This is a genomic window from Pseudomonas sp. FW305-96, assembly GCF_058783825.1.
The window spans coordinates 12,260-31,514 of sequence record NZ_JBYSYW010000016.1 but is presented as its reverse complement, the minus strand read 5'-3'; the positions used below and the strand labels follow the sequence as shown (position 1 = coordinate 31,514).

The 19,255-nt window shown below is 62.8% G+C and carries 19 protein-coding genes; 5 read left to right on the top strand and 14 right to left on the bottom strand.

Going from position 1 to position 19,255, the window contains the following annotated elements; translation table 11 throughout:
* The first annotated feature begins 36 nt into the window (after positions 1-36).
* Positions 37-255: a YgdI/YgdR family lipoprotein gene (locus AC3WL2_RS14100; RefSeq protein WP_102682665.1), complete on the top strand. Its 219-nt coding sequence runs from the start codon at positions 37-39 to the stop codon at positions 253-255.
* Positions 256-311: 56 nt separating this feature from the next.
* Here AC3WL2_RS14100 and AC3WL2_RS14095 read toward each other — a convergent pair whose 3' ends face one another.
* The 7 genes from AC3WL2_RS14095 to rplM all read right to left on the bottom strand — a co-directional run bounded on the left by AC3WL2_RS14095 (position 312) and on the right by rplM (position 5,171).
* Positions 312-731: a ClpXP protease specificity-enhancing factor gene (locus AC3WL2_RS14095; protein WP_102682664.1), complete on the bottom strand. Its 420-nt coding sequence runs from the start codon at positions 729-731 to the stop codon at positions 312-314.
* A 13-nt stretch (positions 732-744) separates the two neighbouring features.
* Complete coding sequence (locus AC3WL2_RS14090) at positions 745-1,368, bottom strand: glutathione S-transferase N-terminal domain-containing protein (RefSeq protein ID WP_102682663.1); 624 nt, start codon at positions 1,366-1,368, stop codon at positions 745-747.
* A 118-nt stretch (positions 1,369-1,486) separates the two neighbouring features.
* Positions 1,487-2,266 (bottom strand): cytochrome c1, encoded by a 780-nt coding sequence (locus AC3WL2_RS14085; protein ID WP_102685208.1) that lies wholly within the window; start codon positions 2,264-2,266, stop codon positions 1,487-1,489.
* On the bottom strand, positions 2,266-3,477 hold the full coding sequence (locus AC3WL2_RS14080; protein ID WP_023628712.1) for a cytochrome b: 1,212 nt from the start codon (positions 3,475-3,477) through the stop codon (positions 2,266-2,268). The genes AC3WL2_RS14085 and AC3WL2_RS14080 overlap by 1 nt, the downstream gene beginning before the upstream one ends.
* Entirely contained in the window at positions 3,477-4,070 is a 594-nt protein-coding gene (gene petA / locus AC3WL2_RS14075; RefSeq protein ID WP_023628711.1) for a ubiquinol-cytochrome c reductase iron-sulfur subunit, read from the bottom strand. Before petA ends, AC3WL2_RS14080 begins: the two co-directional genes overlap by 1 nt.
* 265 nt (positions 4,071-4,335) lie before the next feature.
* Positions 4,336-4,728 carry a 30S ribosomal protein S9 gene (gene rpsI, locus AC3WL2_RS14070; protein ID WP_003260797.1) on the bottom strand — a complete coding sequence of 131 codons (393 nt, stop codon included), beginning with the start codon at positions 4,726-4,728 and terminating at the stop codon, positions 4,336-4,338.
* 14 nt (positions 4,729-4,742) lie between these two features.
* Entirely contained in the window at positions 4,743-5,171 is a 429-nt protein-coding gene (gene rplM / locus AC3WL2_RS14065) for a 50S ribosomal protein L13 (protein ID WP_008097538.1), read from the bottom strand.
* Positions 5,172-5,427: 256 nt separating this feature from the next.
* Here rplM and AC3WL2_RS14060 point away from each other — a divergent pair, with 256 nt between their 5' ends.
* Both AC3WL2_RS14060 and AC3WL2_RS14055 read left to right on the top strand, forming a co-directional pair.
* Positions 5,428-6,468, top strand: a complete 1,041-nt coding sequence (locus AC3WL2_RS14060; RefSeq protein ID WP_102685207.1) for an NADP(H)-dependent aldo-keto reductase — start codon at positions 5,428-5,430, stop codon at positions 6,466-6,468.
* A gap of 207 nt (positions 6,469-6,675) precedes the next feature.
* Positions 6,676-7,572: a GlxA family transcriptional regulator gene (locus AC3WL2_RS14055; RefSeq protein ID WP_173862478.1), complete on the top strand. Its 897-nt coding sequence runs from the start codon at positions 6,676-6,678 to the stop codon at positions 7,570-7,572.
* Between the two features lie 121 nt (positions 7,573-7,693).
* Here AC3WL2_RS14055 and zapE read toward each other — a convergent pair whose 3' ends face one another.
* The 3 genes from zapE to AC3WL2_RS14040 form a co-directional block, all read right to left on the bottom strand.
* Positions 7,694-8,788, bottom strand: a complete 1,095-nt coding sequence (zapE, locus tag AC3WL2_RS14050; protein WP_102685206.1) for a cell division protein ZapE — start codon at positions 8,786-8,788, stop codon at positions 7,694-7,696.
* An 85-nt stretch (positions 8,789-8,873) separates the two neighbouring features.
* The gene (locus AC3WL2_RS14045) at positions 8,874-10,223 is read right to left on the bottom strand and encodes a tryptophan--tRNA ligase (RefSeq protein ID WP_102685205.1); all 1,350 of its coding nucleotides are present in this window, start codon (positions 10,221-10,223) and stop codon (positions 8,874-8,876) included.
* Positions 10,224-10,249: 26 nt separating this feature from the next.
* On the bottom strand, positions 10,250-10,885 hold the full coding sequence (locus AC3WL2_RS14040) for an alpha/beta hydrolase (RefSeq protein WP_102685204.1): 636 nt from the start codon (positions 10,883-10,885) through the stop codon (positions 10,250-10,252).
* Between the two features lie 135 nt (positions 10,886-11,020).
* Between AC3WL2_RS14040 and AC3WL2_RS14035 the strand changes: the two genes are divergently transcribed.
* On the top strand, positions 11,021-11,458 hold the full coding sequence (locus tag AC3WL2_RS14035) for a Z-ring associated ZapG family protein (RefSeq protein WP_102685203.1): 438 nt from the start codon (positions 11,021-11,023) through the stop codon (positions 11,456-11,458).
* A 107-nt stretch (positions 11,459-11,565) separates the two neighbouring features.
* Here AC3WL2_RS14035 and mdeB read toward each other — a convergent pair whose 3' ends face one another.
* Both mdeB and AC3WL2_RS14025 read right to left on the bottom strand, forming a co-directional pair.
* Positions 11,566-14,256 carry an alpha-ketoglutarate dehydrogenase gene (gene mdeB / locus AC3WL2_RS14030; protein ID WP_173862477.1) on the bottom strand — a complete coding sequence of 897 codons (2,691 nt, stop codon included), beginning with the start codon at positions 14,254-14,256 and terminating at the stop codon, positions 11,566-11,568.
* Positions 14,257-14,280: 24 nt separating this feature from the next.
* Entirely contained in the window at positions 14,281-15,477 is a 1,197-nt protein-coding gene (locus tag AC3WL2_RS14025) for a methionine gamma-lyase (RefSeq protein WP_102685202.1), read from the bottom strand.
* Positions 15,478-15,604: 127 nt separating this feature from the next.
* Between AC3WL2_RS14025 and AC3WL2_RS14020 the strand changes: the two genes are divergently transcribed.
* Positions 15,605-16,084 carry an Lrp/AsnC family transcriptional regulator gene (locus AC3WL2_RS14020; protein ID WP_102685201.1) on the top strand — a complete coding sequence of 160 codons (480 nt, stop codon included), beginning with the start codon at positions 15,605-15,607 and terminating at the stop codon, positions 16,082-16,084.
* 177 nt (positions 16,085-16,261) lie between these two features.
* Here the strand turns inward: AC3WL2_RS14020 and cysN are convergent, their stop codons facing one another.
* Positions 16,262-18,163: a sulfate adenylyltransferase subunit CysN gene (gene cysN, locus AC3WL2_RS14015; RefSeq protein ID WP_102685200.1), complete on the bottom strand. Its 1,902-nt coding sequence runs from the start codon at positions 18,161-18,163 to the stop codon at positions 16,262-16,264.
* A 15-nt stretch (positions 18,164-18,178) separates the two neighbouring features.
* Entirely contained in the window at positions 18,179-19,096 is a 918-nt protein-coding gene (cysD, locus tag AC3WL2_RS14010) for a sulfate adenylyltransferase subunit CysD (protein ID WP_011535568.1), read from the bottom strand.
* Between the last annotated feature and the right edge of the window lie 159 nt (positions 19,097-19,255).

Below are 19,255 nucleotides of genomic sequence, written 5' to 3'. Positions count from 1 at the left end.
CGCTCGCCTTTTTCACTCTGATCCAGGAAGTACCCCATGAAGAAGTTTCTGCTGCCCGCCCTGCTGATCGGCACCTTCGCCACCCTGGCCGGCTGCTCCACCCCGAGCGTGATCACCCTCAACGATGGCCGCGAACTGCAGACCACCGACACGCCGCACTTCGACCGCAACTCCGGCTTCTACGAGTTCAAGCAACTGGACGGCAAGCCGACCCGCATCAACAAGGACCAGGTGCAGAGCATCAAGGACCTGTAATTGCGGCAGCCATGAAAAAGGCGATCCCTGCGGATCGCCTTTTTTGTCCCTGCCTGTTACTTCACGACTTTCAGGCTCGGACGACCACTGGGACGCGGCGGCTCGGGCGGACCATCGTCATCCGGCTCGACAACGTCGTCCTCAAGGTCATCCTCGTCCGCGAGCGGCGGCTCCAGCTCGAAGACCATACCCTGGCCATTCTCCCGGGCGTAGATCCCCAGGATGGCACCGATGGGCACATACAGCGTGTGCGCCACACCACCGAAGCGTCCTTCGAAACTCACCGCCTCGTTGTCCATGTGCAGGCTGCGCACGGCACTGGGGGAGATGTTCAGGACGATCTGGCCATCGCTGGCGAATCCTTGGGGCACCTGAACGGCCGGGTACTCGGCGTTGACCAGCATATGGGGCGTGCAATCGTTGTCGACGATCCACTCGTACAGCGCGCGAACCAGATAGGGGCGACTGGAGTTCATCAACGGCTCCTCTTTAAACCTTGCGCATTTCACGTTCAGTAGCAGACAGGCTCGCCTGGAAAGGCTCGCGGGCGAACTGTCGCTCCATGTAATCCAGCAGCGGCTTGGCCTGCCGCGGCAATTCGATACCCATCACCGGCAAGCGCCAGAGTATGGGCAATAGACAGCAATCGACCAGACTCTGCTCCTCACTCATGAAGCAGGCCATTTCAGCGAACAGCGGGGCCACGCCCGTCAGGCTCTCGCGCAACTCCTTGCGCGCCTGGGTACGTGCCGGCTCGCTGCTGCGCGGGTCCAGCACGGTGTCGGCCAGGCTGCACCAGTCGCGCTGGATGCGGTGCATCAGCAGGCGACTGTTGCCGCGGGCCACCGGATAAACCGGCATCAGCGGCGGGTGCGGGTAACGCTCCTCGAGGTACTCCATCACCACGCTCGACTCGTACAGCGCCAGATCGCGATCGACCAGGGTCGGCAAGCTGCCGTAAGGGTTCACTTCGACCAGCTTGGGCGGCAGGCGGTTGGTGTCGACATCGATGATCTGCACCGTGACGCCTTTCTCCGCGAGCACCAGGCGTACCCGATGAGAGTAATGGTCAGCGGGGTCGGAATAGCAGGCTAACCTGTTGGTTGCGCCCATGTAGCGCCTCCTCGCACGGGATGCTTGTAAAAACTGCAAATGAAAACGCGCCCGGGGTGCCCCCGCGACATGACTGGGGCACCCCGGGCGCGTTCAACTACCAGAAACTACTGCGTGATCAGTGCACGTCCTTCCAGTATTCGCGCTTGAGCAAGTAGGCGAACACGAAGAAGAAAGCCAGGTACAGCAACACGTAGGTACCGATGCGCTGGCTTTCCAGTTTGACCGGGTTGGCCGAATAGGCCAGGAAGGTCACCAGGTTCTTGACCTTCTCGTCGAACTGCTCAGCCGTCAGGGTACCGGATTTCTCCTCGACGGTCAGCTGGTCGCACGCTTCATGGGTCAATGGGCTGCCGGTCAGCGGGTCATATTGCTTCTTGCCGTCGACCACACTCTGCACCTGCTTGCAGCCAATCACCTGGTTGCCCTGCAGGCCAACCAGCACGTTAGGCATGCCGACGTTGGGGAAGACTTTGTTGTTTACCCCGTATGGCCGCGCCTTGTCTTCATAGAAACTGCGCAGGTAGGTGTACAACCAATCGTTGCCACGCACCCGGGCAACCAGGGTGAGGTCGGGCGGCGCAGCGCCGAACCAGGTCTTGGCATCATTGGGCTGCATGCCGATCTTCATGTGGTCGCCGATCTTGGCGCCAGTGAACACCAGGTTTTCGAGCATCAGCTCGTGGGGGATCCCCAGGTCGTCGGCGACACGCTCGTATCGCTGGAACTTGGCACTATGGCACCCCATGCAATAGTTGGCGAAGGTGCGTGCGCCATCCTGCATCGCGGCCTTGTCGGTCAGGTCGATATCGACCTTGTCCAGCTCCAGGCCGTGTTCGGCGGCGAACGAAAGGCCAGGCATCAATGCCAGCAAGCATACTGCAATAAACTTTTTCATCAGCCAGTCACCCTTTCCGGAACCGGTTTGGTCTTCTCGAGCCTTGTGTAGAACGGCATCAGCAGGAAGTAGGCGAAGTACAACACCGTGCACACCTGCGACAGCAAGGTACGCCCCGGGGTCGGCGCCAGCACGCCCAGCACGCCAAGGATGACGAAGGCCACGCAGAACACCAGCAACCAGATCTTGCTCAGCCAGCCCTTGTAGCGCATCGAGCGCACCGGACTGCGGTCAAGCCAGGGCAACACGAACAGCACCGCGATTGCCGCGCCCATGGCAATCACCCCGAACAGCTTGTCGGGCACCGCGCGCAGAATCGCGTAGAACGGCGTGAAGTACCAGACAGGGGCGATATGCTCAGGGGTCTTGAAGGCGTTGGCCTGTTCGAAGTTCGGTTTTTCCAGGAAGTAGCCACCCATTTCCGGGAAGAAGAACACCACGGCACAGAACACGAAGAGGAACACCACCACACCGGCGATATCCTTGACGGTGTAGTACGGGTGGAACGGGATGCCATCCAGCGGGATGCCGTTCTCGTCCTTTTTCTTCTTGATGTCCACGCCATCGGGGTTGTTCGAACCCACTTCGTGCAGCGCCAGGATGTGCAGCACCACCAGGCCCAGGATCACGATAGGCAGGGCCACCACGTGCAGGGCGAAGAAGCGGTTCAGGGTGATGCCGGAGATCAGGTAGTCACCACGGATCCACTGGGTCAGGTCATCACCGATCACCGGGATCGCACCGAACAGCGAGATGATCACCTGGGCACCCCAGTAAGACATCTGCCCCCAGGGCAGCAGGTAGCCCATGAACGCCTCGGCCATCAACGCCAGGTAGATCAGCATGCCGAACAGCCAGACCAGCTCGCGCGGCTTCTGGTAGGAGCCGTAGAGCAACCCGCGGAACATGTGCAGGTAGACCACGATAAAGAACGCCGAGGCGCCGGTGGAGTGCAGGTAGCGCAGGATCCAGCCGTACTCGACGTCGCGCATGATGTACTCGACCGAGGCGAAGGCCTCTTCCGCCGAGGGGGTGAAACTCATGGTCAGCCACACGCCGGTGACGATCTGGTTGACCAGCACCAGCAACGCCAGGGAGCCGAAGAAGTACAGGAAGTTGAAGTTCTTGGGCGCGTAATACTTGCTTAGATGGTCTTCCCACATTTTCGTTGCAGGGAAGCGCGCATCGATCCACTCCATGAACTTGCTCATCATGCGTTCTCCTGATCGACGCCGATGACGATGATTTCGTCCGACTCGTACGAGTGCGGTGGCACTGGCAGGTTGAGAGGCGCCGGCTGGGATTTGTAGACGCGCCCGGCCAGGTCGTAGTGCGAACCGTGGCAGGGGCAGAAATAGCCACCGACCCACTTCGGCCCCAGGTCAGCCGGGGCAACTTCAGGGCGGAAGGTTGGCGAGCAACCCAGGTGCGTGCACAGACCTACCAGGATGAGAATCTCGGGCTTGATCGAGCGAACTTGCGGGTCGACGTAGGTCGGCTGCACCGACGCCTTGGATTCAGGATCGGACAGCTCGCCGGTGATCTTTTTCAGATTACCGAGGATCTCCTCCGTTCGCCGCACGATGAATACAGGTTGCCCCCGCCATTCAGCTACCATCTGCTGACCGGGCTCGACCTTGGCGATATTGACCTTCACCGGTGCCCCTGCGGCTTTCGCCTTGGCACTGGGAAACCATGACCCCACGAACGGTACCGCTGCCCCCACTGCCCCCGCTGCCCCGACCACGGATGTCGCGGCTACGAGGAAGCGGCGCCGGCCTGCGTTGACGCCGTCATTGCTCATTCAGTCCTCTCCCATCAGCTTGCTTGGCCTGTTTGAACAGGCATCTACTTAGGTACGTCTGTGGCACTAAAAATTGGCCGCAATGGTAAGGAACAAATCCACACGCTGACAAGGTGATTACCCGCTCGTCGGGCTACTACCCTCGCTTTGCTTGATCTGCGTCTATGCGACAAACGGCCACGGACTAGCAGACAGGTTAGTTGAAGACATAAAAAAAGCCCGGTTCCAAAAAGGAACCGGGCTTTTTTCGACTGCCGAAGCGGTATTAACGCTTGGAGTACTGAGGACGCTTACGCGCTTTACGCAGACCCACTTTCTTACGCTCAACTTCACGAGCGTCGCGGGTGACGTAGCCAGCACGACGCAGAGCGCCACGCAGGGTTTCGTCGTATTCCATCAGGGCGCGGGTGATGCCGTGGCGGATTGCACCGGCCTGACCGCTGACACCACCACCGGAAACGGTGACGTAGATGTCGAACTTCTCAACGGTTTCGGTCAGTTCCAGCGGCTGGCGAACAACCATGCGAGCGGTTTCGCGGCCGAAGAACACGTCCAGAGAACGGTTGTTGATGGAGATGTTACCGGTACCTGGACGCAGGAAAACGCGAGCGGTTGCGGTCTTGCGACGGCCAGTGCCGTAGTTTTGAGTCGCCGACATAATGAACTATCCCGTTAGATCTTCAGTTCTTGAGGCTGCTGAGCAGTGTGTGGGTGAGCAGCACCCGCGTACACTTTCAGCTTGCGGTACATGTCGCGACCCAGCGGGTTCTTCGGCAGCATGCCTTTGACCGCGGTTTCGATAACACGCTCAGGGGCCTTGGCGATCAACTTCTCGAAGTTGATTTCCTTGATACCGCCCGGGAAGCCGGAGTGGGAGTAGTACATCTTGTCGGAAGACTTGGCACCAGTCACACGGATCTGCTCGGCGTTGATGACGACGATGTAGTCGCCGGTGTCAACGTGAGGGGTGTATTCTGGCTTGTGCTTGCCACGCAGGCGGCTAGCGATTTCGGTAGCCAGACGACCCAGGGTCTGACCAGCGGCGTCGACTACGAACCACTCGCGCTTTACTGTTTCCGGTTTAGCAGTAAAAGTTTTCATTCTCTAAAGCCTCAGAGGCCGCCCAGCGAAAAATAGACGGCGAATCTTACTGGATAGTGCACAGCTTGCCAAGGGCAAGCGCGCAGCCGAACGCTGACGCTTTTGGGGGCTCGGGTCGGGCACGCCAATGTTCGACAAGGGTTCCCTGCATGGTGGTGCATCACTTCCGCCACACGGAGAGGGGCAGAATTATCCAGATTGCAGGAAAAATTTCAACCTGCTTTTATGGACTTCTTTGTCACGGAGCACCTTCCCGATGGAATACCGCAAGCTCGGCCGTACCGACCTCGATGTCAGCGCCCTGTGCCTGGGCACCATGACCTGGGGTGAACAGAACACCCAGGACCAGGCCTTCGCCCAGATCGCCCTGGCCAAGGCCAGCGGCATCAACTTCATCGACACCGCCGAGATGTACCCGGTGCCACCGCGCCCGGAGACCTACGCCGCCACCGAACGCGTCATCGGCAACTGGTTCGCCGCCAACGGCGACCGTGACGAATGGATCCTCGCCAGCAAGGTCGCCGGCCCCGGCAACGGCATCAGCCACATCCGCGATGGCCAACTCAAGCACAACCGCCAGCACATCGTCGCCGCGCTGGACGAGAGCCTCAAGCGCCTGCAGACCGACCGCATCGACCTCTACCAGTTGCACTGGCCCGAGCGCAGCACCAACTTCTTCGGCAAGCTCGGCTACCAGCACCTGCCCCAGGACATCTTCACTCCGCTGGAGGAAACCCTGGAGGTGCTCGATGAACAGGTGCGCGCCGGCAAGATCCGCCACATCGGCCTGTCCAACGAAACCCCGTGGGGCACCCTGAAATTCCTGCACCTGGCCGAAACCCGCGGCTGGCCCCGCGCGGTGTCGATCCAGAACCCCTACAACCTGCTCAACCGCAGCTTCGAAGTGGGCCTGGCAGAGGTGGCAATCCGCGAGCAGTGCGGTTTGCTGGCCTATTCGCCGCTGGCCTTCGGCATGCTGTCGGGCAAGTACGAAAACGGCGCCCGCCCGGAACACGCCCGCCTGACCCTGTTCAGCCGCTTTGCCCGCTATTCCAATCCGCAGACCGTGGCCGCCTGCGGCCGCTATGTGCAGCTGGCCCGCGAACACGGGCTGGACCCGGCGCAGATGGCGCTGGCGTTCGTGACCCGGCAGCCGTTCGTGACCAGCAACATCATCGGCGCGACGAACCTCGAGCAACTGCGCAGCAATATCGACAGCCAGGCGTTGAATCTGGGCGATGAACTGCTGGCGGCAATCGAGGCGGTCCATCAGGAGCAGCCAAACCCCGCGCCTTGATGCAACGCAGGCGCTGCACTGCTCTTTCGTGGGGTAGACACAATCGCCAAAAAATAAGACGATCCAGCCGGTGATTGACCACTCTACCCTATAAGAACAATGACAATGATGTTTACCCAACCCCCGGCGTCGCTGCGGCGCGTCAGCATCCTGGCCGTTGATAAAGTGTTCGCTTCGACACTGATGCAGGCCAAGGACTTCTTCCACCTGGCCAGCCTGCGCTACAGCAAGCAGCTGGGCCTGGGCCTGCAACCGATGTTCGAGATCGGCCTGGTGAGCCCGGACGGTTTGCCCGTGGACAGCTTCAGCAACGTGCAGTTGCCGGTCGACAGCGGCCTCAACGACGCCGACGTGATCATCCTGCCGGCCTTCTGGGACGACTTCGACAACCTGCTGCAACGCTATCCGCAGGTACTGCCCTGGCTGCGCGAGCAGCATGCCCGTGGCGCGGTGCTATGCGCCGAGGCCAGCGGCGTGTTCTGGCTGGCCGAGTCGGGGCTGCTCGACGGCAAGGAGGCGACCACCTACTGGCGCTTCTTCAGCAGCTTCGCCGAGCGCTTCCCGAAGATCCGCCTGAACCAGGACAAGCACCTGACCGACGCCGACAATCTCTACTGCGCCGGTGGCACCACCTCGGCCTGCGACCTGTACATCTACCTGATCGAACGCTTCTGTGGCGCCAACGTGGCCCGCGCGGTGGCCCGCGACATCCTCTACGAGGTGCAGCGCAGCTATACCCCGGGGCGCATGGGCTTCGGCGGCCAGAAGCTGCACCAGGACCTGATCATCCTGCAGATCCAGCACTGGCTCGAAGAGCACTTCGCCGACAAGTTCCGCTTCGAGGATGTGGCGCGCAACCACGGCATGAGCATCCGCAACTTCATGCGCCGCTTCCAGAGCGCCACCGGCGACAAGCCCCTGCACTACCTGCAGCGCCTGCGCATCGAGACCGCCAAGGGCCTGCTGTCGAGCACGCGCAAGAGCATCAAGACCATCAGCTACGAGGTGGGCTACGACGACGCGAGTTTCTTCGCCCGGCTGTTCCGCCAGCACACCGAACTGTCGCCGAACCAGTATCGGCAGCAGTTCATGCAAGAGGCCTGAATACGACAAGGGCCGCTTCGCGCCCCATCGCCGGCAAGCCGGCTCCCACAAGATCAGTACGTAACTTGTGGGAGCCGGCTTGCCGGCGATGGGGCGCGAAGCGGCCCCGTTTCATCAGCCCTTAAGGCTTGTGCGCCCGCGACAGGAACTCGTGGGACTGCATCTCCAGCAGACGGCTGAGCGTGCGCTGGAACTCGAAACTCAGGCGCCCGCCGGTATACAGGTCCTTGAGCTCTACCTCGGCCGAGATGATCAGCTTCACGTTGCGGTCGTAGAACTCGTCGACCATGTTGATGAAGCGCCGGGCGATGTCATCGGTGGTCACGCCCATCTGCTCGACATTGCTCAGCAGCACGGCATGAAAGATCTTGCCCAGTTCGATGTAGTCGTTCTGGCTGCGCGGCCCGTCGCACAGGGCACGGAAATCGAACCAGGCGACGTCGTCGCAGGTGCGCAAGGCATGGATCTCGCGGTTCTCGATCATCAGCACGTCGTTCTCGACGGCCTGGGTGCACTCTGGGGTCAACGCCTTGAAGCTGGCGCGCAGGCTTTCATGCGCCGCAGCGTCGAGCGGGAAGTGGAACAGCTCGGCCTGCTCCAGGTGACGCAGGCGATAGTCCACGCCGCTGTCGACGTTCACCACATCGGTGTACTGCTTGATCATGGCGATCGCCGGCAGGAAGCGCGCGCGCTGCAGGCCGTCCTTGTACAGGCCGTCCGGGACGATGTTGGAAGTGGCCACCAGCGACACGCCGTTCTTGAACAGCTCTTCCATCAGGGTGCCGAGGATCATGGCATCGGTGATATCGGAGACGAAGAACTCGTCGAAGCAGATCACCTTGGCTTCGTCACTGAAGCGCTTGGCGATGATGGTCAGCGGGTTCTTCTCGCCCTTGAGGGTCTTCATCTCCTCATGGACGCGCTTCATGAAGCGGTGGAAGTGCGTGCGCATCTTCTGCTTGAACGGCAGCGCTTCATAGAAGGTGTCGACCAGGTAGGTCTTGCCCCGGCCCACGCCGCCCCAGAAGTACAGGCCCTTGACCGGCGTCTGCTCCTTCTTGCCGAACAGTTTGCCGAACACCCCCGGCTTGTTGTTCTGCGCCTGCACCAGGTCGTCGTACAGGCGCTGCAGGTGACGCACCGCAGTTTCCTGCGCCGCGTCATGGAAGAAGTCGGGGCGTTTCAGATCGGCTTGGTATCGTTCTAGGGGCGTCATGATTTCGTTAGCGAGGCAACAAAAAACGGGCCGTCACTGTAGCGACCGGCCCGCTTAATGGCAATCAGACTTGCGTCAAAGTGACTCAGTCCGCCTGTGGCGCCAGGGCCTCGCGCAGGCTGCTGATGGCCGCGTCACGGGCCTCGGCGGCCTCGAACTGCGGCCCGTCGGCAACTTGCTCACCGTTCAGCCAGAGCGAGAAGCCCAGGCCCTCGACCCGCACATCGGCCTCGCCGCCCTGTTGCAGTTGCTTGCTCACCGCCCCCGCACTCTTGCCATCTGCGAAGCTGCGCGACAGCAGCAATTGCTCGCCATCGGCGGCCAGCAGGCGGAAGCGGAAGCTGCCATCCTCGTCACGGAAGCTGACGAAGCGGGCGCTCTTGGCGGCCTTCTTCTTCACCTCGGTGCTGGCCTGCACGGTGGTGCGGAACGAGCGCAGGCCAACTGCCTCGCGCAATTGTTCGAGGAACGGCGTGGCGATCTTGCGGGCCTTGGCGGCACCAGCCAGGAGGATGTCCTCGAGGTCCGACGGGCGCGAGATCAGCTGGTGGTAGTGTTCGCGCTTTTCGGCCAGCTGGCCGTCGAGCAGCTGGAACAGGCGCTGCTTGGCATCGCCCCAGCCCAGGCCCTGCAGCAGCTCTTCGCGGAACTCGGCGCACTGCCCCGGCGTTGAGAAGGCCTGGAACAGGGTGAACAGGTGCGAATTATCCGGATCCTTGGCTTCGCCAGGGGCCTTGGAGTCGGTGACGATGCGCGAGATCGCATCCTTCATGTCCTTGGCGCTGGTGAACAGCGGGATGGTGTTGTCGTAGCTCTTGGACATCTTGCGACCGTCCAGGCCTGGGAGCGTGGCCACGCTCTCCTCGATCACCGCCTCGGGCAGGGCGAAGAAGTCCTTGCCCTGGCCGAACAGGTGGTTGAAGCGCTGGCCGATGTCGCGGGCCATTTCCACGTGCTGGATCTGGTCGCGACCGACCGGCACCTTGTTGGCATTGAACATCAGGATATCGGCGGCCATCAGCACCGGGTAGCTGAACAGGCCCATGGTCACGCCGGCGTCCGGGTCTTCGCCGGCCTCGACGTTCTTGTCCACCGACGCCTTGTAGGCGTGGGCACGGTTGAGCAGGCCCTTGGCGGCGACACAGGTCAGCAACCAGGTCAGCTCCGGGATCTCGGGGATGTCCGACTGGCGATAGAAGGTCACCTTGGCCGGGTCCAGGCCACCGGCCAGCCAGGTGGCGGCGATCTCCAGGCGCGAACGCTGGATGCGCTGCGGGTCGTCGCACTTGATCAGGGCATGGTAGTCGGCCAGGAAGTAGAACGAGTCGGCACCGGGCTGCTGGCTGGCGAGGATGGCCGGGCGGATGGCGCCGGCGTAGTTGCCCAGGTGCGGGGTGCCGGTGGTGGTGATACCGGTGAGGATGCGCGTGGTCATGGGGGTTCGCTTATTTCAGGCTTGGCTCAGTTCGAAAGGCGCGGCAGCAGCAGATCCTTCAGATCGGTCAGCTTGCCATGGAAAAAGTGTCCGCATTCTGCCACTTTCAGCAGCTCGTGGGGGCGCGACAGGGCGGCGGACCAATCGTAGACCAGTTGCGGATCGACCACCTCGTCGGTGTCCGGCTGCACGACGGTCAGCGCAACGCGCTCGGGCAGCGGGAACTGCGCGTTCAGACGCATCACCGCCGGGGCAATCATGAACAGCTGTTGCAGCTCGACACCCGCCGCCTCCAGGCGACCGGCCAGGCTGGCGGCAACGAAGCCGCCGAAGGAGAAGCCCATCAGCACCAAGGGCAGCTCAGGATGCTGCTGGCGCAGCCAGGCTGCGGCAGCCTCGGCATCCGCCACCTCGCCAGCGCCCATGTCGTGGCTGCCGGCGCTCTGGCCAACGCCGCGGTAGTTGAAGCGCAAGGTGACGTAACCTGCATCACGGGCGGTACGCTGCAGGGTCGAGACCACCTTGTTGAGCATGGTGCCGCCCTGGACCGGGTTGGGGTGGCAGATCAGCACCGCGCCACGGGCATCGGCCACGTCCAGGTACAACGCCTCAAGCTGGCCGATCGGGCCATCGATGAACAAGGGGGTTTCGCGGATAAGCAAGGTACTACTCCGTGACCTCGTGAAGGGTCGACTCGTCTAGCAAAGGAATTCTGTTCTGATTTGCGATCGCTCGCGGTATACAGCGCAGGTCTGAGCCGTTAACGTAAAGCAAAGCCGTTTATAGAGGAAGGACTCGTGGAACACTCGCTCCTTGTTTGGTTGCTGCCGACCCTGGCCCTGGTTGTCGGTGTCGTCGTCGGTTTCGCGCTGGCCCGCCTGCTGCCCAACGCGGCACCGAGCAATACCCAACGCCAGCTGGATGACATCCAGCAGCGCTTCGACAATTACCAGAACGAAGTGGTGACCCACTTCAACAGCACCGCATCGCTGGTCAAGAAACTGACCCAGAGCTACCAGGACGTGCAGGATCACCTGGCCGAGGGCGCCAACCGCCTGGCCCTGGACGAGCTGACCCGCCAACGCCTGCTGGCCGCGCTGCACTCCGAAGCCGCGCAAGGCCCGCGTGATCGCCTGACGCCACCGAAGGATACCGCCGAAGTACCACGCGACTACGCACCGAAGTCCCCGAACTCGCCGGGCATGCTCGATGAGAGCTACGGGCTCAAGCGCTGAATCGATGACATGAAAAAGGCCTCGCAAGAGGCCTTTTTTGTGGGAAGTCGCAAACGGGATCTGCGTGGGAGCGGGCTTGGGCCGCGATAGAGCCGGCCCAGATCACCTCAGCGATACCAGGCTGCCCCCTCCTCGCCGATGCCATAAAGCGCCCGCGCCTGCCCCAGCACATCCGTCGGCAACACGCCCTGGCACACCAGCCCATGCAACGCTGCCAGCACTACGGCATACCGGTCCACCTCGAAAAACCGTCGCAACTGCTGGCGGGTATCGCTGCGCCCGAAACCATCGGTGCCCAGGGTGGTATAGGGCGCCTGCACATACTCGGCGATCAACTGCGGCCAGGCACGCACATAGTCGCTGGCCGCGATCACCGGGGCGTCGCCGGACAGGCAACGACGCACATGGCAATCCACCTGCTCCCCGGCTATTGCCAGGCGTTGCGCATCCCTGGCACCACGCGCCAGTTCGCTGAAGCTGGTGACGCTGAACACCTCGCTGTCGACCTGCCAGTCACTGGCCAGCAACTCACCCGCAGCAATCACCTCGCGCAGGATGGTGCCCGAACCCAACAAGCGCACCTGGCCACGGGGAGCGGCCGAGGAATGCCGGGCAAACCGGTACATGCCCCGCAGTACATCGTCGTGCATGTCCTCGGGCAACGACGGTTGCGGGTAGTTTTCATTCATCACCGCCACATAGTGGAACTCGTCCTGCTGCTCCACCAGCATGCGCCGCGCGGCATGGTCGAGGATCACCGCCAGCTCGCCGGCAAAGCATGGGTCCCAGGCCCGGCAGTTGGGCACCATCGACGCCATGACCAGGCTCGATCCGTCCTGGTGCTGAAGCCCCTCGCCACCCAGCGTGGTGCGCCCCGCGGTAGCACCCAGCAACAGGCCTCGGGCGCGCTGGTCGGCGGCGGCCCAGATCAGGTCGCCGACCCGCTGGAAGCCGAACATCGAGTAATAGATGTACACCGGCAGCATCGGCTCGCCATGCACCGCGTAGGCGGTGGCTGCCGCGACCCATGAGGAGATCGCCCCGGCCTCGGTGATGCCCTCCTCCAGCAGTTGGCCGTCCCGCGCCTCCTTGTAGACCAGCAGCGAGCCCGCGTCCTCCGGTTCGTAGCGTTGCCCGTGGGGCGAATAGATGCCGATCTGGCGGAACAGGCTGGCCATGCCGAAGGTGCGCGCCTCGTCGGCGACGATCGGCACCACCCGCGGCCCCAACCCAGGCGCCTTCAGCCAGTTGCCCAGCAAGCGCACGGCGGCCATGGTGGTGGACATCTCCTTGCCCTCGGCGTGCAGGGCGAAACCGCCGAACGCCTCCAGTTCCGGCACGGGCAAGGTGGCACAGTCGTTGCGGCGCAGCGGCAACGGCCCACCCAGTGTCTGGCGGCGCTGGCGCAGATAGACCATCTCTGGACTGTCCTCAGCCGGGCGATAGAAACGCAGTTGCTCCACCGCCTCATCCGACAACGGCAAATGGAAACGATCGCGGAAGGCCAGCAGCGCCTGCACATCGAGTTTCTTGGCCTGGTGCGCGGTCATCCGCGACTCGCCGGCACTGCTCATGCCATAGCCTTTCTTGGTCTTGGCCAGGATCACCGTCGGCCGGCCCTTGCACGCCCTGGCGGCGGCATAGGCGGCATGCAGCTTGCGAAAATCATGACCACCGCGCTTGAGGGCGTTGATCTCTTCGGCGCTCATATGCGCCACCAGGCGCTGCAAAGCCGGGTTCTGCTTGAAGAAGTGTTCGAGGTTGTAGCTGCCGTCCTTGGCACCGAGGGTCTGGAACTGCCCGTCGGGTGTCGCCGCCAACTGACGCAGCAGCGCATGTTGATGATCGCGGGCGAACAGTGCGTCCCACTCCGAGCCCCACAGCACCTTGATCACGTTCCAGCCGGCGCCGCTGAACAACGCTTCGAGTTCCTGGATGATCTGGCCATTGCCGCGTACCGGGCCGTCAAGGCGCTGCAGGTTGCAGTTGACGATGAAGGTCAGGTTGTCCAGGCCTTCACGGGCAGCCAGGGTCAGGCCGGCAGTCGACTCCGGCTCGTCCATCTCGCCATCGCCGAACACACCCCAGACATGCCGGCCAGAGGTGTCGAGCAACCCGCGATGTTGCAGGTAACGCATGAAGCGCGCCTGGTAGATCGCGTTGAGCGGGCCGATGCCCATCGAGCCGGTCGGGAACTGCCAGAAGTCGGGCATCAGCCATGGGTGTGGGTAGGAACACAGCCCGTTGCCGGCGACCTCCTGGCGATAGTTGGCCAACTGCTCCTCGCTCAGGCGCCCTTCGAGGAAGGCGCGGGCATAGATGCCCGGCGCCGAGTGCGGCTGGAAGAACACCAGGTCGCCACTGCGCCGCTCACCACCGCCCTCGCCGCGGAAAAAATGCTGGAAACCGACTTCGAAGATCTCCGCCGCCGAAGCGTAGCTGGCGATATGCCCGCCCAGCTCGCCGTAGGCATGGTTGGCGCGCACCACCATGGCCAGCGCATTCCAGCGCAGGATGCTGGTGATGCGCTCGTCCAGGTCCAGATCCCCGGGGTAGGCGCCCTGCTGTTCCACCGGCACGGTGTTGCGGTAGGCCGAGAAAGCCTGGGCCTCGCGCTCCAGGCCCAGCTCGAGGGCATGGGCCTGCAGGCGCTGCAGCAGGTAGCGGGCCCGCGTCGGGCCGCAGTGGGCCAGGGTCGAGGCCAGCGCCTCGCACCACTCGGCGGTTTCCGCTGGGTCGCTGTCAAGAGCGGCATCAAGGGCCGTCAACGGCTCGTTCGGGTTCATCATCGCTACCATCGCGCAGGCCTCGTCCGTGGCGGTTCAGGCACAGGCCTTCAGGGCCTGGGCAATGTCGGCAAGCAGGTCATCGATGTCTTCCAGCCCCACCGACAAGCGCACCAGCCCTTCCGAGATGCCATGCTCGGCACGCTGCTGTTGGGTATAGCTGGAATGGGTCATGCTCGCCGGGTGCTGGGCCAACGACTCGGCATCGCCCAGGCTCACCGCGCGGCTGAACAGCTGCAGGGCGTTCATGAAACGGCGCCCGGCTTCGATCCCGCCCTTCAGCTCGAAGGCAATCATCCCGCCCGGCAGGCGCATCTGCCGCTGGGCCAGCGCGTACTGCGGGAAGGATGGCAAGCCTGGGTAATGCAGCAACTCGACCTGCGGCTGCTGCGCCAGGAACTCGGCCACCTGCTGGGCATTGGCGCAGTGACGGTCCATGCGCAGGGCCAGGGTCTTGATGCCGCGCATCAACAGCGAGGCATCGTGGGGCGAGAGCACGGCGCCGGTCATGTCCTTGAGCCCTTCCAGGCGGATGCGGTCGATCAGCGCCTTGCGCCCCACCACCAGGCCGGCGGTGATATCACCATGCCCGGACAGGTATTTGGTGGCCGAGTGCACCACCAGGTCGACGCCCAGTTCCAGAGGGCGCTGCAGGTAGGGCGTGCAGTAGGTGTTGTCGACCACGATGCTCAGGTCATGGCCCTGTGCAGCCTCGACCACCGCGGCGATATCCACCAGCTGCATGTTGGGGTTGGCCGGCGTCTCGAAGTAGATCATCCGCGTCTTCGCGGTGATCGCGGCCTTCAGTGCCGGAATGTCGTTGAGGTCGACATGGCGGATCTTCACGCCGAATTCGCCGATGCCGTGGTGCAAATAGGCGAAGGTGCAACCGTACAGGGTGCTGCCGACAATCAGCTCGTCACCCGGGCGTAGCAGGGTCCATAGCGTGGCGGTGATGGCGCCCATGCCGGAGGCCAGCGCCAGCCCGGCCTCGCCCCCTTCCAGGGAGGCCATGCGCTGTTCCAGCAGGCCCAGGGTCGGGTTGGAAATGCGGCTGTAGAAATGCCCCGGCTCTTCGCCGGCAAAGCAGGCGGCGCCGTACTCGACAGTGGGAAACGCGTAGGTGGCGGTCTGGTAGACCGGCGGTACCAGGGCGCCGCCGTGGGACAGCGGATCATAGCCATGGTGAATGGCCCGCGTGGAGAAACCGGTATTGGTGTTGGAGTCGCGCATGGCAACAGTCTCTTGTGGTTTGTTATAAGCTTATGCCACCAAGCTGCCGCGCTTTTTCCAAACTTGCCCACGCAATCGGGCATGTTTTGAAAGAAAAACAACAAAAATTGAAGATGGAGGGCAAGATATGCCTTCAGCGCTCGACCGTACCGACCGCGCCCTGCTCGCTGCCCTGCAGGACAACGCCCGCCTGACCGTTTCCGAACTCGCCGACCAGGTCGCCCTGACCACCTCGCCCTGCTGGCGGCGGGTCAAGTTGCTCGAGGACAACGGCTACATCACCGGCTACCAGGCCATTCTTTCGCCCAAGTCGCTGGGCTTCGGGGTGACCGCGTTCGTCAGCATCATGATGGACTCGCACACCAAGGAAATGGCCCTGGCGTTCGAGAAGCGGCTGATGGAGATCCCCGAGATCGTCGCCTGCCACAATATCTCCGGACGCTATGATTTTTTGCTGGAGATCCTGGCGCGGGACCTGGAATCGTTTGGCGAATTCACCCGCGAGGTGCTGCAGCGGTTGCCGGGGGTGAAGGAGATCTATTCGAGCTTTTCGTACAAGGCGGTGAAAGAACGGCGGGTGATTCCCGTTTCCGAAACGCATATCTAGGGCCGCCCTGCGGCCCATCGCCGCGGTTCGTCGCCACGACAAGCCGGCTCCCACACCGACCGCGCTGACCTGAAACCCTGCGCTATCCTGTGGGAGCTGGCTTGCCAGCGATGGGCTGCAAAGCAGCCCTAAATGAAAAACCCCGCCGAAGCGGGGTTTTTCACTTCAGGCAATCAATCAGATCGCCCCACGCTGACGCAGCACATCCAGCACCAGCTTCACGCCTTCATCGACGCTGACCGACTGGGTGTCAATCACCAGGTCCGCATCCAGCGGCACATCGAACGGGAAGCTCTCGCCCGGGATGTTGTCGCCACCGGCGGCATACAGGCCCTGCGGGTCACGCTCGCGGCACACCAGCGGCGAAGCCTGGACGTACACGGTCACCAGGCGCTCCTTGCCGATCAGCGCCCTTGCCTGCTCGCGGCCTTCGGCGTCCGGCGCGACGAACGCGGCCAGTGTCAGCAGACCGGCTTCGTTGAACTGGCGCGCCACATGGGCGGCGCGGCGCCAGTTCTCGGTGCGCCCGGCGCGGTCCTGCGGCAGGCCCTTGTTCAGGTCGTGACGCAGGTTCTGGCCGTCGAGCACGTAGACTGCACGGCCCATGTCGAACAGCTTGCGCTCCACGGCGTAGGCCAGGGTGCTCTTGCCGGCGCCCGACAGGCCGCTGAACAGTACGGTGGCCGGTTGCTGGCCGAAACGCAGGGCGCGCTCTTCGGTGGACACATGAGCCAACTTGCCGTGTTGGCCAGTGCCACCGTGCGGCAGAACCGGCGGGGCAATGATCATGCCGGCACCGACGGTGCCGTTGGTCAGGCGGTCGATGACGATGAATGCGCCGGTGGTGCGGTTGCTCTCGTAACCGTCCAGGGCGATGGCGCTGTCCAGGGCGACCTTGACCCTGCCGATCTCGTTGAGTTGCAGCGCGCTGGCGGCGCCCTGCTCCAGGGTGTTCACATCGACCTTGTGGGTGATGCTGGCGATCGAGCCCGGCACATAGCTGGTGGCGCGCTTGATATCGTACTTCTTGCCCGGGAGCATTGGCTCCTCGGCCATCCACACCAGCATGGCGTCGAACTGGTCGGCCACCGTTGGAACATTGTCGGCATGCACCAGCAAGTCGCCACGGGAGATGTCGATCTCGTCTTCCATGGTCAGGGTCACCGCCTGGCCAGGGCCGGCGTTCTCCAACTCACCTTCATAGGTGACGATGGACTTGACCCGGCTGCTCTTGCCCGACGGCAGCACGACGATCTCGTCGCCCTTGTGCACCACGCCACCGGCGATGGTGCCGGCGAAGCCACGGAAGTTGAGGTTCGGGCGGTTGACGTACTGCACCGGGAAACGCAGGTCGGTGACATTGCGGTCGGCGGCAACCTCGACAGTCTCGAGGATCTCCATCAGCGCCGGGCCCGTGTACCACGGCGAACGCTCGCTGCGATTGACCACGTTGTCGCCCTTGAGCGCCGACATCGGCACGAAGTGCAGGCTCGAAGGCTTCAGGTTGATGCCCTCGGCGAACTTCAGGTAGTCGGCCTTGATCGACTCGAAGACCTGCTCGTCGAAGCCCTTGAGGTCCATCTTGTTGACCGCGACGACGATGTGCTTGATACCCAGCAGGGATGCGATGTAGCTGTGTCGGCGGGTCTGGGTCTGCACGCCGTAGCGGGCGTCTACCAGGATGATCGCCAGGTCGCAGGTGGACGCACCGGTGGCCATGTTGCGGGTGTACTGCTCGTGCCCCGGGGTGTCGGCGATGATGAACTTGCGCTTGGCGGTGGAGAAGTAGCGGTAGGCGACATCGATGGTGATGCCCTGCTCGCGCTCGGCCTGCAGGCCGTCGACCAGCAGCGCCAGGTCGACTTCCTCGCCGGTGGTGCCGGATTTCTTCGAGTCACGGGTGATGGCCTCGAGGTGGTCCTCGTAGATCATCTTCGAATCGTGCAGCAGGCGCCCGATCAGGGTGCTCTTGCCGTCGTCCACGTTGCCGCAGGTGAGGAAGCGCAACAGCTCTTTGCGCTCGTGCTGGGCCAGGTAGGCGAGGATGTCCTCGCTGATCAGATCAGATTGGTGCGACATGCTGGAACCCTGAAATTAGAAGTAGCCTTGGCGTTTTTTGTCTTCCATGGAGCCGGCGCCATCGTGGTCGATGACACGGCCCTGGCGTTCGGACGTCCGGGTCAGGAGCATTTCCTGGATGATGTCCGTCAGGGTCTCGGCTTCGGACTCGACCGCCCCCGTCAGCGGGTAGCAGCCCAGGGTACGGAAACGCACTTTCTTCTTGACGATGCGCGCCTTCTCCTCGTCGCTCAGGTGCTCGAGGATGCGCTCGTCGTCGATCATGATCAGGGTGCCGTTCTTCTCGATCACTTCACGCTCGGCGGCGAAGTACAGCGGCACGATCGGGATGCCTTCGAGGTAGATGTACTGCCAGATGTCCAGCTCGGTCCAGTTCGACAGCGGGAACACGCGGATCGACTCGCCCTTGTTGACCTTGCCGTTGTAGATGTTCCACAACTCCGGGCGCTGGTTCTTCGGATCCCAGCGGTGCTTGCTGTCACGGAACGAGTAGACGCGCTCCTTGGCGCGGGACTTCTCTTCGTCGCGGCGCGCGCCACCGAAGGCGGCATCGAAGCCATGCTTGTCCAGCGCCTGCTTCAGGCCCTGGGTCTTCATGATGTCGGTATGCTTGGAACTGCCATGGGTGAACGGGTTGATGCCCTGCGCCACACCCTCGGGGTTGACGTGGGTGATCAGCTCCAGGCCCATCTCTTCGACCATCTTGTCGCGGAAGCGGTACATCTCCTGGAACTTCCACTGGGTGTCGACGTGCATCACCGGGAACGGCAGCTTGCCCGGGAAGAACGCCTTGCGCGCCAGGTGCAGCATGACCGCGGAATCCTTGCCGATCGAGTACAGCATCACCGGGTTGTCGAACTCGGCGGCCACCTCGCGGATGATGTGGATGCTCTCCGCCTCCAGCTGTTTCAAGTGCGTCAGATTGTCGACCATGGCTACTCACGAAAAACGATCTTATGGACGGCCTGCGGGCCGTGTTCGAGCGAGCCACTTTATCACAGCACCTGATTCTATTTAGGCGGGTGGCTAGATCGAAAAGGTCTAATGATATGACTGGGGGTTTGGGCAAAAAAAGCATCGCGGGGCAAGCCC